The sequence below is a fragment of the Pseudomonas sp. PSB18 genome (assembly GCF_014596565.1).
In the GTDB taxonomy this organism is placed as follows: Bacteria; Pseudomonadota; Gammaproteobacteria; order Pseudomonadales; family Pseudomonadaceae; genus Aquipseudomonas.
On the sequence record NZ_NOIN01000018.1, the window covers coordinates 77,871 to 94,370 of the forward strand.

Below are 16,500 nucleotides of genomic sequence, written 5' to 3' on the forward strand. Positions count from 1 at the left end.
CTCGGGCTGATGGCACTGTTCCTGGGAGGGCGGGCCTTTGCCGTGGAAACGCCGGCGCTGGATGTGCAGCAGTCCCAGGTGTTCCGTGCCTGGTTCGTGCGCATCGCCGAGGAACAGTTGAGCCGGGGTCCGAGTCCGCGCTGGTATCAGCAGGACTGTGCCGGGCTGGTGCGTTTTGCCGCCAACGAAGCGCTGAAGGTCCACAACGAAAAATGGCTGCGCAGCAATGGCCTGTCCAATCGCTACCTGCCGCCGGAGCTTGAGCTGAGCGACGATCAGCGGCGCCTGGCCCAGCAATGGCAGCAGGGCGGCGGCAAGGTTGGGCCCTACGTCAACGCCATCAAGTTGATTCAGTTCAACAGTCGCCTGGTGGGCCGTGACGTGGCCCAGGCCCGTCCCGGCGACCTGATGTTCTTCGATCAGGGCGATGACCAGCACCTGATGATCTGGATGGGCCGCTACATCGCCTATCACACCGGCACCACAACCCCTACCGACAACGGCATGCGCTCCGCAAGCCTGCAACAACTCATGAACTGGAAGGACACCCGATGGATACCCGACGCAGCCAACCCCAACTTCATCGGCGTCTATCGACTCAACTTTCTCTCCCAATGACCGGTGCCCGCATGCTGCGCTTGTGTTCGAAACTGTCCCTGCTGTTTGCCTTGTTGCTGGCTTCCTTCGTTCACGCCGAGGACACGGTGGAGCCCAGCGGCTACACGCCGGTGGCCGGTGAAAGCTTCTTCCTGCTGGCCGACAGCAGTTTCGCCAGCGATGAGCAGGCCATGGTCCGCCTCGAGGCGCCGGGCCGCGACTATCGCCGGTTCCGCATGGAGCCTTACGGTGGCGCCGATATCCGGGTCTATCGCATTGAAAAGCCCCTGGACTTCCTCAAGCGCCAGAAGAACCTGCACCGCGTCGTCAGCGATGGCCAGTTCAAGGGTGAGGGGCTTTCGAACACCCTCGCGTACCTGTGGGACAACTGGTATCGCAAGTCCCGGCGGGTCATGCAGCGGGCGTTCTCCTATGAGTCCCGCCAACAGGTCACCGAAGAAGTACCGGAGCTGAAGATCGGTGACGCCCTGGTCGCACCGACGCCTTACGAGGCTCCGGCCCAGTTCGCCCTGATCCCGGGCCTGCCGCTGGTCAGCCAGTTCCGTTATCCGCTGTGGGAGGCCAAGCCGATCCAGCCGCCTGCGGGCGTCAACCTGGCCGGTTCGTCCAGCGAATTCGTCAGCGTCGCGCCGGGCAACGTCTACATCCCGCTGGGCCAGCTCAAGCCTGGCCTGTACCTGGTGGAAGCACTGGTCGGCAAGTACCGGGCGACCACCATGGTTTTCGTCTCGAACACCGTGGCAGTGAGCAAGATTTCCGGCGACGAGCTGCTGGTCTGGGCCGCTCGCAAGCATGAAGGCAGTTCGGTGCCCAAGGTCAATGTGTTGTGGACCGATGGCCTGGGTGTGATGAACAGCGGTGCTACCGATGAAAGCGGCCTGCTGCGCCTCAAGCACGTCAGCCCCGAGCGTTCGTTCGTGATTGGCGAGGATGAGGAGGGTGGGGTATTCGTCTCCGAGAACTTCTACTACGACAGCGAAATCTACGACACCAAGCTCTACGCCTTCACCGACCGGCCGCTGTATCGCCCGGGGGATTGGGTCTCGCTGAAGATCGTCGGCCGTGAATTCAAGAATGCCCGCGACTCGGTGCAACCGACGGCGGCCGACGTCAACGTCAGCGTGCTGGATGCCACGGGCACCGCGCTGCAGACCCTGGCCCTGAAGCTGGACTCCAAGGCCGGCACCCAAGGCCGTTTCCAACTGCCGGAAAACGCTGTGGCCGGCGGCTATGAACTGCGCTTCAGCTACAAGGACCAGCTCTACAGCAGCGCCTTCCGCGTGGCTGAATACATCAAGCCGCATTTCGAGATCGCCTTGAACCTGGCCAAGCAGGAATACCGCACCGGTGAGCCGGTCAAGGGCAACCTCGTGCTGCTCTACCCGGACGGCAAGCCGGTGGTCGATGCCACGGTGAGCCTGAGCCTGCGGGCCCAGCAACTGTCGATGGTGGACAACGAGCTGCAATACCTGGGGCAATTCCCGGTGGAGTTGACCAGCAGTGAAGTGACCACCGATGGCCAGGGCGTCGCGACGCTCGAACTGCCGGCCGCCGACAAGCCGAGCCGCTACACGCTCACCGTGTTTGCCAGCGATGGCGCGGCCTATCGGGTCAAGACCACCAAGGAAATCCTCATTGACCGTGGCGCCGCGAATTTCCGCCTGAACGCTCGCCAGCGTTTCAGCGCGGCCGGTGAGAAGGTCGCGTTCAGTTACGTCAACGAAGGCGGCAGCGAACAGAGCAAGGCCGTGACACCGGCCGGCTACGCCTGGGTGCGCCTGGAAGACCAGAGCACTGGCGAGGGCAAGCTGACGGCCAAGGACAAGGGCTTCACCGTGGCCTTTGACCGTCCCGGTACCTACAACCTGACCCTCAAGGACGACCATGGCCGGGTCATCGGCGCTGCGGCTCATGCGGTGACTGGCGAAGGCGTCAAGGCCGTGCCGGGCACCGTTGAGATCGTCCTCGACAAGCCGGAATACAAGGCCGGTGACGAAGCACTGGCCCTGATCACCTTCCCTGAGCCGGTCAGCGATGCACTGCTGTCCCTGGAACGGGACAAGGTCGAGGCCACGGCGCTGCTGTCCAAGGGCGGCGACTGGCTGAAAATGGAAAGCCTCAGCCCGACCCAATACCGCGCCCGCATCCCGGTGAAAGACAACTTTGCGCCGAACATGACGTTCTCGGTCCTGTACACCAAGGGCGGCCAATACAGCTTCCAGAACGCCGGCATCAAGGTGGTCACCCCGCAGATCGACGTGGCTGTCGTCACCGACAAGGCCACTTACCGGCCGGGTGACACGGTGACCGTGGACCTGAGTACCCAGTTCGCCGGCAAGGCGATTCCGGCACACCTGACCGTCAGTGTCGTGGATGAAATGATCTACGCCCTGCAACCGGAAGTGGCGCCGACCATCGATCAGTTCTTCTATCACCCGCGCCGCAACAACGTGCGCACCAGTGCCAGTCTGTCGTTCATCAGCTACGACGTGGCGTTGCCGGGCAGCCCGGGCGCACCGGGCAAGGCCAACCGCAGCGAGCGTGGTGTCAAGGTGCTGGAACGGCCGCGTCGTGAGGACGTGGACACCGCCGCCTGGCAGCCGGAATTGGTGACTGATGCCAACGGCAAGGCCCGCTTCACCTTCAAGATGCCGGACTCGCTGACCCGCTGGCGTATCACCGCCAAGGCCATCTCCGATGACGGCCAGGTCGGTCAGAAAAAACAATTCATCGCTTCGGAAAAACCGCTGTACCTGAAGTGGAGCGGCCCGACCCGGTTCCGCACCGGCGACAAGCCGCAACTGGGCCTGTTCGCTTTCAGCCAGGCGGACAAACCGCTGAAGGCGGAACTGCTGATCCGTTACGCCGGTGCCGAGCAACGTGTGGTGGCGGACCTGAAGAAAGGTATCAACTACGTGGCGCTGCCAGCCATGGAATTGAGCAGCGGTGACCTGACCGTCCAGTTGCAGTTGAGCGGTGAAACCCAGGACGCCCTGGCCGTACACCTGAATGCCAGCGGCAATGGCTGGCAGGTTACCCAGAGCCAACGCCTCGACGTGGCCGGCAGCGACACGCCGCTGACCTTGCCGGCTGACGCCAGCGATGTCCGCCTGCGCCTGGACGACAGCCCGCAAGCGCTGTTCCGTTCCGCCCTGGACGACCTGTTGAGCTACCCCTACGGTGGCGTCGAGCAGACCGCCAGTGGCCTGCTGCCGTTGAGCATTGCGTACCCGACCCTGGCGTCGGACTCGCAGACCCGCGACCGCTTGCGCCTGATCATGCAGAACAGCCGCCTGCGCCTGGTGCAGATGGCCGGCCCATCGGCGAGCTTCACCTGGTGGGGCCAGGACGGCGAGCCGGATGCCTTCCTGACCGCTTATGCCTATTACGCCGATTGGCACGCCAGCAAGGCATTGGACATCAACCTGCCGCCGGAACACTGGCAGCGGGTGCTGGAGGTCTACGCCAAGCAGGCCGGTGACACGCCGCTGTTGCAGCGCGCATTGATCCTGTCGTTCGCCAAGCAGATGCAATTGCCGGTGAACACCTTGCTCAGCGGCCTGATGGACGATCTGGCGAAAGCCGGTGCGGGCAGCGCCGAGAGCGTGATGGACAACGGTGACGACAGCCTGGTCATGAACGCGCCGGATTCGGCCCTGGGGTTGGCCAGTGCTCGCGTACTGACCGCAGCCCTCGCCAAACAGGCGAAAGTGCCGCTGCCGGATGCCTTCAACCGTCAGTTGGCCGCCGCCCAACAGCAACTGGACGTCAGCGTCCAGCCGTTTGCCGAGGCCTTGGTGCTGTCGTTGCAAACCTTCGATCAGGCCCGCGCCGCCGCGTTGCTGGAGCGACTGTTGCCGCAACAGTCCACCCTGGAACGGGCCCTGGCCCTGACCTGGTTGCAGCGCAGCATCGAGCAGGCATCGCCGGCCGTGGCACTGGCCCCGGGTGAAGGTTGGAAAGCCCGCCAGGGCGCCACCGGGGAAACCTACTGGCAGTGGCAGGGCGCGCAGTTGCCGACCACGCTGACCCTCAACGGTGCGCAGCAGCGTCCGTTGCAAGCGGCGTTGAGCTTCCAGAGCCAGCAACCGCCGGTGGCGCCGATGGCGGTGTCTATCACCCGTCGGTTGTCGCGCCTGGTACCGGGTAGCGATGCGTTCACCTTCACGCTTGAGGCCGTGGGCAACAAACCGTTGTCCAGCGACAGCCTCTACCTGGATGAAGTGATCATCAACAGCAAGGCCACCATACCGCTGCGCTACGGCATTCTCGAAGTGCCGCTGCCGCCGGGCGCCGATGTGGAACGCACCACCTGGGGTATCCAGTTGCAGGGCAAAGCCGACAGCGAGCCGACGTCGTTGGAAAAGGCGCGCTTCGAGCCGGGCCAGATGGCGTATGCCGTGCCGGTGGATGCCTTGAGTGGCGAACTGCGTCTGCGGCATCTGGTGCGCTTCTCCCAGAAGGGGCAGTTCAACCTGCCGCCGGTGCGCTTCACTCAGGTCTACGCGCCACAGAATCAGGCCTGGGAAAAGAAACCGGCGCTTGGTCAAGTCACGGTCAACTGACATGCGCAAGCGTTGGGTTGGGTGGCTGTTGTGCTTGATACCTGCGCTGGCGACGGCGCAGGACGAACCGTTGCGCCTGGCCTTCGACGGCCAGTTGCTGCGGGTGAGCCAGACCCAGGTGCTGGATCGCCAGCCATTGCCCGATTCCCTGCAGGCACCGCTGGGCAGTCTGTGGAAGTTGTTCATCTACGCGTGGCTGGTGGACACCGGCGCCCACGAACCGGCCTATGAGTGCCGCGGTGAATCGAAAGAAGAGGTTTACTGCTGCAGCGCCGGGAAAAGCATCGGGCGCGATCAGGCACTGGTGAAGTCCTGCGGTTTGTATTTCGAACCGCAGCGGCTCGGGCTTTCGGCCGCCGGTTGGCGCGACTACTGGCAGGCCCGTCAGGCGCCGGCGTGGCTGCTGGACCTGCCGACCCTGCAACCGCAAAAGCAAGTTCCCGTCGCGCAATTGCTCAAGGCATTGGCGACGCTGCCGGCCCAGGACCAGGCTCGCCGGGTGCTGCTGGACGTGGCGCTCAACGCGGCGGATGGTCGTCTCGTCGGGCAGTTGGGCAGCCGTTTGCGGGTCAAGACCTGGAGCTGGCTGGGCGACCAGGGACCATCGTCGCGCCAGGGCGGTTTCGCCGGTTGGCTGGCCGACGGTACGCCCGTATGGGCCGGTGGACGTGGCACCAGTCAGCAGGTCCTGAGGGCATTCGGTGATGGCCTGGCTGCGGCGCTGCCGACCCAGTGGCCGGCCGAAACCGGGCGTTGCGTGGAAGTGGGGTTGTTTGCCCGTTATCCGTTGCAGCGAGTCATGTCGGGCAGCCAGCCCGCTTCGCCGGGTCAACTGCGGGGCGACTACCGTGTCGAGTTCACCAATGGTAACCAGCTGGATATCCACAGCGATGGCGAGCTGTTCCTGACGGCCGGCAAACTGGTGGCGCGGCTGGATCGGGAGGAGTACGTCGCCCGGGTCCTGCAACGGGAGGCCAAGGCCGAGCCCGCCGAGGCGGCCAAGGCTCTGGCCGTGGCGATCCGCACCTACCTGCTGCAAAACGCCCAACGCAACGGCGATTGCCTGAGCATCGACGACAGCAGCCATCGCCAGCGCGTCGCGCCACGTCCGGCGGCAGCGCAAACCCGCGCCATTGCAGCCTGGACGAGCGATCTGGTCCTGGCCGGTACCGACGTCACCTACCACTCCGACCAAGCCGGCCCGGACAAATTGTCCTGGCTGCAAGCCGTGGAACAAGCCAACGCCGGCCAACGCTACGACGCCATTCTGTTGCATGCCTACCCGCGTGCCAGTCTAAGTCGCTGGGACAACCCGGTGGCGTCCTGCGAAGCACTGCCGGCCGCTCAGGACTGGTTGCTCAAGCAGCGTCGAGGCTGGCGCACCAGGCTGGAAAGCGAAGTGGGTTACAACGAAATCAGCTCATTCGCGGTGTGCCGCGTCGCTTTCGGCCGGCCTTACGTCGACCGTGAGCGCCAGCGCATCTATGTCCGTGGCGTGCTGTCGCTGCAGGACCGTCTCGACCTGACTCACGAATATTTGCATCTGGCCTTTGAAGCTCATCCCAACGGCCAGGACGAAGACTATATCGAAGGGCTCGCCCGTCACCTCTTGCTGGAATAGACCATGACACTCCGTTACCCACAGGTCTTGCTGTTGCTCTGCGCCATGACCGCGTTGCCCCTGGCCATTGCCGCCGATGGGATCAAACTCGACACTCCGATAGGTGGGTGGCGCAGCGGGGCGCCGGGCGGCGAAGGTGAAAACTTCAGCCAGACCGTCAATTACCCGGCCTCGTCGGTCAATACGCCCCAGGGCCAGGCCAACACTGCGCGCATCACCGGCCAGATCAAGGCCATGCCCAAGGACAACAACGATCCGGGCAAGCTCATCGTCAACGGTGTGGCCCTGCCGCTGAAGCTCGATGAGGAAGGTCGCTTCGACCGGCCATTCTCGTTCCCCAACGGCAGCAACAGCGTCGAGGTGCGCAGCCCCGACGGCCAGCATCGTCACCGCACCCAGTTCCTCAACACCAGCGGCGGCGCCACGCCGGCCAAGCTGCGGGTACTGCTGACCTGGGACAGCGACGGTACCGACCTGGACCTGCACGTCATCACCCCGGACGGCGCCCACATCTGGTACGGCGACCGCGTTGCCCCCAACGGCGCGGTCCTCGACGTCGACGTCACCACCGGCTACGGCCCGGAAATCTTCGCCATGCCCGCACCGATCAAGGGGCAATACCAGGTCTACCTGAACTACTACGGCGGCGGTTATCGCAGCGTTTCGGATGATGAGGAAGGCGATGGGGAAAGCAGCGGCGGCCAGGACGCGGTGCAAGCCCTGACCACGGCACAAGTCACCGTGATCACCGAGGAAGGCACCCCGAGCGAGAAGATGGAAACGTTCGTCGTGCCGATGCGGGCGGTGGGGGAGCTGACGTTGGTGAAGAGCTTTAGCTATCCATAAGTTTGCGGCGGTGTTTTCAGGCGAGCGAATACTTCAAGCGTATCAGTCTGTGGCGAGGGAGCTTGCTCCCGCTGGGCTGCATAGCAGCCCTATCAAAGCCGAGCTAAGCCCGTAAATTGCATTGTTTGGCTTTGGGCTGCTGCGCAGCCCAGCGGGAGCAAGCTCCCTCGCCACAGGTTTTGCATTAGGCACCACAGGTTTTTCAGCTTGCGGTCCGCCGCTTGTCGCTTTCCCTGAATTCTCCCCCTTACTTCCAGTCGATTTCAAAGAGCCCATTCATAAAACAGGGCAAGCCCACCCTCGCGACAGGAGGCCATCCATGCGCGTCCATCACCTGAACTGCGGTTGCATGTGCCCGGTGGGTGGGGCTTTGTTCGATGGCTATAGCGGGGGGCTGACGGCGTGTCTGGTGTGTCATTGCCTGTTGATTGAAACCGACACCAACGGCCTGATCCTGGTGGACACCGGGTTCGGTCAGCGGGATATCCAGACGCCGGAGCGGTTGAGCCGATTCTTTCGTGTCTTCAACAACATCAAGTTCGAACATCGCCTCACGGCCCTGGAGCAGGTACGGCGCCTGGGTTTCGATGCCCATGATGTGCGCCATATCCTGCTGACCCATCTGGATTTCGATCATGCCGGCGGGTTGCAGGATTTCCCCCAGGCCCGGGTGCATGTGATGCGCGATGAGATGGCCGTGGCTCGTTCTGCAAACACCTGGATCGGTCGGCGTCGGTTTCAGGCCCGCCAGTGGCAGGGCGTGGAGAGTTGGGAGTTCTACACCACCGAAGGCGACACCTGGTTCGGCTTCGATTCGGTGCGGGCACTGATCGGTGCCGAAGAGGAGGATATTTTCCTGGTGCCGCTACAGGGCCACACCGCCGGCCACGCCGGGATCGCCCTGCGCACCCCGGACGGTTGGATGCTACATGCCGGTGACGCGTATTTCTTTCACGATGAAGTCCACCAGCCCGAACCCCATTGCCCGCCGGGTTTGAGGTTCTACCAGTACATGATGGACACCCATCGCCCGGCGCGCCTGCATAACCAGGGGCGTTTGCGGGAACTGGCCTTGTCCCGGGACCATCAACCCGTGGATATCTTTTGCAGTCACGACGCCCGGGAATGGGAGCGCGCCCTGGCCCGGGCGCGCAAGGTCCGGGGTGATTACTTCGCTATGCCCTCAGCCACCGGCAAGCAGTCAAGCTGAAGCCCCCCGACGTTCCGTAACATTCGCTTTCCCTTCGCCCACTTCAAGTGGGCTTTTTTTTCAGGTCCACCAGTACCGCACCAGATGGAAGAAGATCGGCGCGGCGAAGCACACCGAGTCCAACCGATCGAGCATGCCGCCATGACCTTCGATCATGTGCCCCCAATCCTTGACGCCCCGGTCGCGCTTGATGGCCGACATGACGATGCCGCCGGCAAAGCCCAGCAGGTTGATCAGCAAGGCGATGAGGAACGACTGCCAAGGGTTGAACGGCGTGATCCACCACAGCGCGCCGCCGATCAGCGAGGCCAGGAAAATACCGCCGGCAAAGCCCTCGACGGTCTTCGAGGGCGACAGGTTCGGCGCGATCTTGTGTTTGCCGAACAGCTTGCCGCACACGTACTGCAGCACATCCGACAGTTGCACCACGATCACCAGGTAAGCGATCAACAGCAGGTTGCGCCCTTCGAAGCCGGCGATGTCCAGGGTCAGCAAGGCTGGCACGAAGGAGATGCAGAACACCGCGATCATCAATCCCCACTGCACCTTGGAAGCACGCTCCAGGAAGTGGGTACTGTCGCCTCCCAGGGATGCCAGGATCGGCAGCAGCAGGAACACATACACCGGGATAAAGATCGAAAACAGTCCGTACCAGTCGTAGTAGATCAGCAGGTATTGCAACGGCAGCGCCAGGTAGAACGCAGCCACCAGCGCCGGATAATCACTACGCCGGGTCGGTGTGAGGGTCAGGAATTCCCGAAGGGCATAGAACGACACCGCATAGAACAACAGGATCACCGCTGCATTGCCGAGCCAGAACGCGACGCCGATCACCAGCACCATGATCCACCAGGCGTTGATTCGCGCGTTGAGGTTGTCGATGACCGAGTTCGGCGTGCCTTTGGTCTTCAGCTTGAGAATGAAACCGATCAGCGAGGCCAGCACCAGAATTGCGCCAATCCCGCCAAACAACATCAGGGTATATCGATCCATCAGACGTGCTCCGGGGCCAGTGCCAGCAGCGCGGCGCGGCTGCGTTCAAGGAAATGCTCTTTGCTTTCACCCTCTTCGATGCACAGCGGTGCGCCGAAACTGGTGGTGCACAACAGCGGCAGGGGCAGCACGCGACCCTTGGGCATGACGCGGTTGAGGTTGGCGATCCACACCGGAATCACCTCGACCTCGGGGTGGCTCTTCATCAAGTGATAGATCCCGCTCTTGAACGGCAGCAAGCCTTCGTCGGGGTTGCGCGTGCCTTCCGGAAAGATGATCAGCGAGTCGCCGTTTTCCAGGGCTTCGAGCATCGGCTGCAGCGGATTGTAGGACGGGTCCTTGCGCTCGCGATCCACCAGCACACCGTTGAACACCCGGTTGATGATGTAACGGCGCACCGGGCTCTTTTGCCAATAATCGGAACCCGCCACGGGCCGGGTGAGCTTGCGCAGCGCCGGCGGCAGTGAGGCCCAGAGCAGCACGAAATCACCGTGGCTGCTGTGGTTGGCGAAATAGATCCGCTGCACCGGCTGCGGCGCGCTGCCGAGCCACAGGCTGCGGGCGCCCGTGACCATGCGGGCCGCGGAGGTGATGAGGTTGGCAACGACGGGTTCGAGCATGAGGATTCCTTATCCTGAAAAAGCTAACCAAGGGCTGGCCAGGATGAAGCCCAGCGTCAAGACAATTTGTGCGGCCAATAACAGCGACTGCCTGCGCAGCAACCGCAAGGCGCCGTGGCTGCGTTCGCTCCAGGGGCGACCACCGCGTGTAGCCGGTTGCAGCCCAAGGACATTGAGGGCCTGGTCCAGGGCTTGGGTGCGTTCGGCCAATGGCTGGATACCGTCGGCCACGCGCTGGAACAGATCGGCATCGAACGCTACGCGCAATGCCCAGTATTTTTGCAACACGCCGAGGCTGAACAGCGTGACGCTGAACAGCAGCAACCAGGGATCGACGCTGCCCACCAGCCATTGCCCCAACCCCAGCAGCGCCGCCAGCAGAGTCAGCCCGGTGGAAAACCGGTCCAGCGAATGGCCTCGACGCAGCAGGCTCGCCACGGCGTGCAGTTGCATATCACTGCTCATGGCGATGGCCTTTGCGCAGTGGCTCCAGCGCCTGACGGTGCGCTTGATGCAAAACGATATGGGGGCGGACGCGCTGGAGCTGCACAATCGCGGCATCGACACTGGCCGCCCGGCCACTGTGCAACAGCCAGGCGATCACGGCGGTGGCGCTGCGCGAATAGCCCAAGGCGCAACAGACCAGCACCGGCCCTTGCTGACGCAATTGTTCAACGGCCCGCGCGGCCTCCAGGCATTGCTCGCTGGTCGGTGCCGTGAGATCGAGCACCGGCAGCGATCGATAGGCAATCCCGGTGCTGTCCATGGACATTTCGGCACAGAGGTCGAGCACCCCGGTAAACGCACTGTCCTTCAACTCCAGCGGCGTGGGAATACGTCCCAGCCAGACGTTGTCGGTCACGTGATCCGGCTGCGGATGCTTGCGTGTCCACCAGCGGGAGTTGATCCAGGCGGCGGCGAGATACGGCGCCAACAACCAGCGCACCGCCGGGCTCAGCTGACCATCGGCCCGCTTCTGGAAGCCGCCGGCATCGAACAGCAGATAATTGAGCGCCACGAACAAGACCGCCACCGCCGGCCAGATCAGCCAGAGCCACGCGCCGCCGAAGGCAAACGCCGGGATGAACAACGCCGCCGCACCCACGCCATAGCGCAGGGCCAATTGCAGACGGCTGCGGTTAGACGTCAGCCGAGCACTTTGCAGTGGGCTCGGCCGGTCCAGCGGCCACAACCAGACACACAACCAGCCGGCCAATGCGCCGGTCGGTACGTCGACAAAGTGATGCTGGTAGGTGGTCAGTACCGACACGCCGATCAGCGCGAACCAACCGTGCATCAACCAGCGCCATACGCCCCGCAAGTGTCGCTCATAGCAGACCCAGAGAATCACCAGCAGCGCGATATGCAACGACGGCGCCTGGTTGAACGGTTTGTCGAAGCCTGCGAGCACATCGAACAGCCAACCAAACACCCCATCCATCTCCGGTCGGGGGAAGGTGAAGCGCAACGGCCAGATCAGAAAGCAACTGACCGCAATGGCCTGGGCCGTGAGCAGGCGCAAGGCGTGGCGCTTGAGTTCCGCACGGCTGGTGGGTAGCAACAGCGACAGGCCGTAAAGCAGGTCGATCGACCAGTACGGCACGATGGTCCAGGCCATGAACGGCATGTGGCTTTCCCAGCCGAACACCAGACTGCCGACGTCGTTGCGCTGGGAGGTCACCCAGGTGGCGAAACCGTAGGTGCTGAAGAACAGCGGCGCGAGCAACAGCAGCCAACACACCGCCGGTTTCAGCAGGGCAGGTTCGCGTGGCGGTGCGATGACGGCGCTCATCACTGCACGCGCTGCGCCAGCGAAACGCTGAAAATGCCCCACTCATCGACCCGCAGGGTGATCTTGCGGAAGCCCGCCGCCTCGACCAGTTGATCCATCTCGGCCTGGCTGCGCCGACGCATTACCCAGGCCTGGCCGGCGCGGTGGCTGGTGAGGGCGCGGGCGATCAGTTCCAGTTGCGGGTGCCATGGCTGGCCGGTGTAGACCAGGTAACCGCCGGGCTCCACCGCTTCGGCCAGGCCGGCGAGCGAGCCGCCGACCATCTGGTTATCGGCAAACAATTCGTACAGGCCGGACACCACGGCGAGGGTCGGCTTGGGCTCCAGCGCCGCGAGGTCCTGGCGGTCAAAGGCGTCGCCTTTGACGAACCGGGCGATGTCCCCCAGGCCCTTTTCGACGATCAACGCGCTGCCGTCGCGCACGTTGATATCGCTGTAGTCGCGCAGCAGGATCGACTCCGGCAACGGGCTGACGCCTTGCAGTGCCTCGAGAATGTAGCGGCCATGACCGGCGGCGATGTCGACGATGCGCACCTCGCGGTTCTCTTCGCGCAACTTGCCCATCGCCAGGCGCAGCAATTCCTCGACGTTCAGTTTGCGCTGGCGAATGCCGCGCCAGCCGATGGAGTTCAGGTAGTTCTGGTCGATCATCTTGCCAACCGGCGAGGTGCCGGTGGGGCGGTTGCGGTAGACGTAATCCAGGGTGCTGCCGGAATCGAAGCCGGTGTCGAAACCCAACTTCACCCCGGCCGACAGCTTGCTGCCGAAGCGCATGCTGGCGCGGGTCATGCGCCAGTACAGGTCGCGCAATGAATTGTGGGGCAGGGGTGTTGCCAGGGCTTCGGACTCGGCGCAGGTCGCGCCCAGGCGATCGGCGTCCAGCAGGGACGGGCGGTCCAGCGGACGGGCGAAATTCTGCAGGATGAAACGGCGTGCACTGGCGACGGCCGGCGCACGGTTCTTCTCACCCAGGGTGTCGTGGAAGAACCCCGGCAGAATGTGTTTTTCCTTGTGCAGGCTGCCCAGCCGCTCGAAGAACTGTTCCTGGGGTTTGCGATGCACCACAAAGTCGGAACCGGAGATCAACAGCTGCGTCGGCACCTGGATCGCCTGGGCGTCGGCGACCACGCGGTCAGCGGCTTCGTACAGGCCCAGTAGCACGTTCACCGAAATCGCCTTGGTGATCAGCGGGTCGCTGTCATAGGACGCCACCCGTTCCGGGTCATGGCTGAGGAACTTGGCCTTGACGTAGCTGTTGACGAAGAAGTTGCCGCGAAACTTGCGCATCAGCGCCAGGCCCGGGCGGGCGAACGGCACGTACAGCTTGACCTTGAACGCCGGCGACGCCAGCACCAGCGAGCGAATGCGCGGTGCGTAATCGTGGACCCAGGTGGACGCAATCACCGCGCCGACGCTTTGTGCCACCACGGCGATGTTCTGCTCGTCGATCTGATGCGTCACGCCGATGTGGTCGCAGAAGGTCTGCACGTCCCGCGCACTTGTGGCGAAACTCGGGCTGTCACCGCGTTCACCGGGAGACTGGCCATGGCCGCGGGCGTCCCAGGCAAAAAAGTCGAAGCCGGGCAGGTCAAGCTCATCCACCAGATGCGCAATGCGTCCGGAGTGCTCATGACCTCGGTGAAACAGCAGCACGGCCTTGCGGGGTTCGCCCGGGTCCGCGGCCACGGCCGGCCAGTGCCGGTAGAACAATTCCACGCCGTCGTGGGTGGAGAATGTCCGGTCTTGAGCTTCGCGCATTGCGACTTCCTTATGCTGAGGGAGCGTTTTCCTTCACTTGGCCCAGGCCCTGACGGACCCGGTTGACCAAGGTATAAACCAGCAGGGCGGCAACCACCGCCATCACACCATCGACCCAAAGCGCCCCGAACCAACCCAAGGCAATACCGGTCGCCAACACGCCACATACAAAGGCCCGGTCACTCTTGCCCATGGGGCCGTCATAGCGCCGCGAAGCCCCGACCATCGCCCCCAGCACACCTGCGTATTCGCTGAACAACGCCAACAGCGTGACCAACAACACGAGCAACAGACTGGCATCGGGAATCAGGGCAAAGGGAAGGATCAGGGCCGCGTCGGCGATGATATCGCATAGCTCATTCAGGTAGGCACCCAGATGCGATTGCTGCCCGAATTCCCGCGCCAGCATGCCGTCCACGGCATTCAAGGCCATGCGCAGGATCATCCAGACCGGCACCAGCACAAACACCCACGGGTGACTGGCAAACCAAGCGATCACCGCACCCACCAGCACGGAAATGAGGCCTGCGAGCAAGGTGACCTGGTTGGCGGTGACCCCCTTGTCGTAGAGCCGTTGCACGGTAGGGCGCAGCAGATTCTGGAAGGCGGGTTTGAGTTGGTAGATGGAGGGCATCGGGGCGGGATCTCGGGCCGGTTGCGGGCATAAAGGATTCAGCAGCGAGATTACGATAGGTTGAGGGGTTGCTGGTGGTTATTTGTTGGGAATGAGCTTCGGTCTACATCTCGCGCTGAATCAGCCTGGGATGGAAACACCATTCAAATGTGGAAGCGGGCCCGCTCGCGACAGCGGTGTGCCAGTCATCGCTGATGCGGGCTGTGCCGACGCCATCGCGAGCAGGCTCGCTCCCACATGGACTTGCGGATTTCCTGAGTCTCTAGCCCCGGCACTGATCCCCTGTGGGAGCAAAGCTTGCTCGCGATGGCATCGTGACCGGATTTAGCGAATCGCCCTACATCCAATACCTCCTTCCCTGACTTATTTCTCCAGCCCGCCCCGGCAAAGTCTCGCGTCCGTCCCATGTACCGCGAGATCCCTGCATGTTTGCCCCCGACAAACTCCTGGCCCTGAACAACGCCATCGGCTCGCTGGTGGTGGCGGCCATGGATCCCGATCAGCCCGATGCGGCAACGGTACTGGCGGATTTTCGCAACTGCCTGAACGACTACGACAGTTGGGCGCAGAGCTTCTGGACCGGTTGGGCGCTGGACATCGAACAGGTCTTCAAGGTCGGCAACGAGGTAGCCCTCGCGGCGCCGAAAAACCTCGATGAGCCCTTTATTACCACCATGGCGACATGTCCGGCGAGCGGCCCGCTGACGCTGGTGCACATGTTCCAGGCGGCGCGCTTCGTGCCGATCGGCAACACGCCGGTGATGCTGGAGCCGGTCATCGACGGTGAACCGGGGAAGGAAACCTTCGGCGAGCCGGTCCATCACACCATCGGCCCCAGCGGCATCCTGGAAATTCCCAAATGCTGGCGGGGGCGCCGCTATCGCATCACCTTCTTTCCTAATGTCACCAAGGATCACGTCAAGGCGCTGTACGCGTCTTATCAGGGGGTGATTGGCGAGCTTGAGGGTTGGCTGAAAGAGGAGTGGGAAACCCAGTTTCAACCGCTCTGGGCGGAGTTTTCCGACGCCGGGTTTCGCGAACGCTACAACCTGTTGCAGCAAGCCGACTGGCGCGGCCTCGATAACGCCCTGCAGGCACTGTGGGATGACGTCAAGCAGGTCTTCGAACTGCTGGCGGATTTGCAAGCCAACAGCGAGAAGCTGCTGGAGTACCTGACCCAGGCCGAACTCGACCAGTTGCTCAAGGCTTCATCCGAAGCGATTGCCAAAGGCCTGATGGTGCTGAGCGACGAGCCGTTGCTCTTCGTACACATGGCTGCATTCGCCAGTTGGCTGCGGATGCTGCCGCCCCAGTACCTGGCCGAAGTCGTCGGGCAGATACGGGCCTCGGTGCTGATCAATTTCCTGCTGATCCGCTTGACCGGCGCCCTCGGCCTGGGTGTGCGCATGAGTGGCAAGGTGCTGGACCAACTCCAGTCCGGGCGAGCACGGGATTGGTTACGGGCGTCGAGTCAACGGCTGGGCCAATTCGCCCCTGACCGGCTCAACCAGCATGCCGATGTGTTGAAACCGCTGGTGGTCAGCGCCCAGGGCGCGTCATTGAAACTGACCCCTGTCCGCCCGTTGCAGATTACTCCTGAGCATGGGCCGTCGTTGTCAGTCAGCAATCCCGCCGCCGTGGCGCGGGAAAAATCCAAAAGTGCTACCCGGCTGAGCAAGTACGAACCCCACGACGACGTCCCCGCCCAATCGAAAAACCCCAACGGTGACAGCGCCGACAGCGCGGCCCTGACCCGCACCGACGGCTGCCCGGTGTCGATGGTCACCGGCGAAGAACTGCTGACCCTGGAAGACGGCCGGCTCGATGGCCGGCTGCCGTTCGTC

The 16,500-nt window shown here is 63.3% G+C and carries 11 protein-coding genes and 1 pseudogene; 6 read left to right on the forward strand and 6 right to left on the reverse strand.

Features of this window, described 5'->3' with window-relative positions; genetic code table 11:
• Positions 1 to 9 precede the first annotated feature (9 nt).
• The 5 genes from CGA22_RS26760 to CGA22_RS26780 all read left to right on the forward strand — a co-directional run bounded on the left by CGA22_RS26760 (position 10) and on the right by CGA22_RS26780 (position 8,860).
• A complete protein-coding gene (locus tag CGA22_RS26760; RefSeq protein WP_223194944.1) occupies positions 10 to 618 on the forward strand; it encodes a DUF1175 domain-containing protein in 609 nt (202 codons plus the stop codon).
• Positions 615 to 5,183 (forward strand): alpha-2-macroglobulin family protein, encoded by a 4,569-nt coding sequence (locus tag CGA22_RS26765; RefSeq protein WP_084213717.1) that lies wholly within the window; start codon positions 615 to 617, stop codon positions 5,181 to 5,183. Before CGA22_RS26760 ends, CGA22_RS26765 begins: the two co-directional genes overlap by 4 nt.
• 1 nt (position 5,184) lies before the next feature.
• Positions 5,185 to 6,804, forward strand: a complete 1,620-nt coding sequence (locus CGA22_RS26770) for a DUF2300 domain-containing protein (protein ID WP_041021242.1) — start codon at positions 5,185 to 5,187, stop codon at positions 6,802 to 6,804.
• A gap of 3 nt (positions 6,805 to 6,807) precedes the next feature.
• The gene (locus CGA22_RS26775; RefSeq protein ID WP_041021241.1) at positions 6,808 to 7,650 is read left to right on the forward strand and encodes a YfaP family protein; all 843 of its coding nucleotides are present in this window, start codon (positions 6,808 to 6,810) and stop codon (positions 7,648 to 7,650) included.
• Between the two features lie 319 nt (positions 7,651 to 7,969).
• Positions 7,970 to 8,860 carry an MBL fold metallo-hydrolase gene (locus tag CGA22_RS26780; RefSeq protein WP_041021240.1) on the forward strand — a complete coding sequence of 297 codons (891 nt, stop codon included), beginning with the start codon at positions 7,970 to 7,972 and terminating at the stop codon, positions 8,858 to 8,860.
• A 60-nt stretch (positions 8,861 to 8,920) separates the two neighbouring features.
• On the opposite strand, the gene CGA22_RS26785 is transcribed toward CGA22_RS26780, so the two are convergent.
• The 6 genes from CGA22_RS26785 to CGA22_RS26810 are packed head-to-tail and all read right to left on the reverse strand — an operon-like array spanning position 8,921 to position 14,656.
• Positions 8,921 to 9,853, reverse strand: a complete 933-nt coding sequence (locus CGA22_RS26785; protein ID WP_024778387.1) for a phosphatidate cytidylyltransferase — start codon at positions 9,851 to 9,853, stop codon at positions 8,921 to 8,923.
• Positions 9,853 to 10,473 carry a lysophospholipid acyltransferase family protein gene (locus CGA22_RS26790; RefSeq protein ID WP_024778388.1) on the reverse strand — a complete coding sequence of 207 codons (621 nt, stop codon included), beginning with the start codon at positions 10,471 to 10,473 and terminating at the stop codon, positions 9,853 to 9,855. Before CGA22_RS26790 ends, CGA22_RS26785 begins: the two co-directional genes overlap by 1 nt.
• Positions 10,474 to 10,482: 9 nt before the next feature.
• Complete coding sequence (locus CGA22_RS26795) at positions 10,483 to 10,938, reverse strand: hypothetical protein (RefSeq protein ID WP_041020497.1); 456 nt, start codon at positions 10,936 to 10,938, stop codon at positions 10,483 to 10,485.
• Entirely contained in the window at positions 10,928 to 12,265 is a 1,338-nt protein-coding gene (locus tag CGA22_RS26800) for a phosphatase PAP2/dual specificity phosphatase family protein (protein WP_041020496.1), read from the reverse strand. Before CGA22_RS26800 ends, CGA22_RS26795 begins: the two co-directional genes overlap by 11 nt.
• The gene (locus CGA22_RS26805; RefSeq protein ID WP_041020495.1) at positions 12,265 to 14,022 is read right to left on the reverse strand and encodes a bifunctional alpha/beta hydrolase/class I SAM-dependent methyltransferase; all 1,758 of its coding nucleotides are present in this window, start codon (positions 14,020 to 14,022) and stop codon (positions 12,265 to 12,267) included. The genes CGA22_RS26800 and CGA22_RS26805 overlap by 1 nt, the downstream gene beginning before the upstream one ends.
• Positions 14,023 to 14,032: 10 nt before the next feature.
• Positions 14,033 to 14,656: a CDP-alcohol phosphatidyltransferase family protein gene (locus CGA22_RS26810; protein WP_041020494.1), complete on the reverse strand. Its 624-nt coding sequence runs from the start codon at positions 14,654 to 14,656 to the stop codon at positions 14,033 to 14,035.
• 425 nt (positions 14,657 to 15,081) lie between these two features.
• Here CGA22_RS26810 and CGA22_RS26815 point away from each other — a divergent pair.
• Positions 15,082 to 16,500: pseudogene (locus CGA22_RS26815) on the forward strand (type IV secretion protein Rhs); the annotation flags it as partial.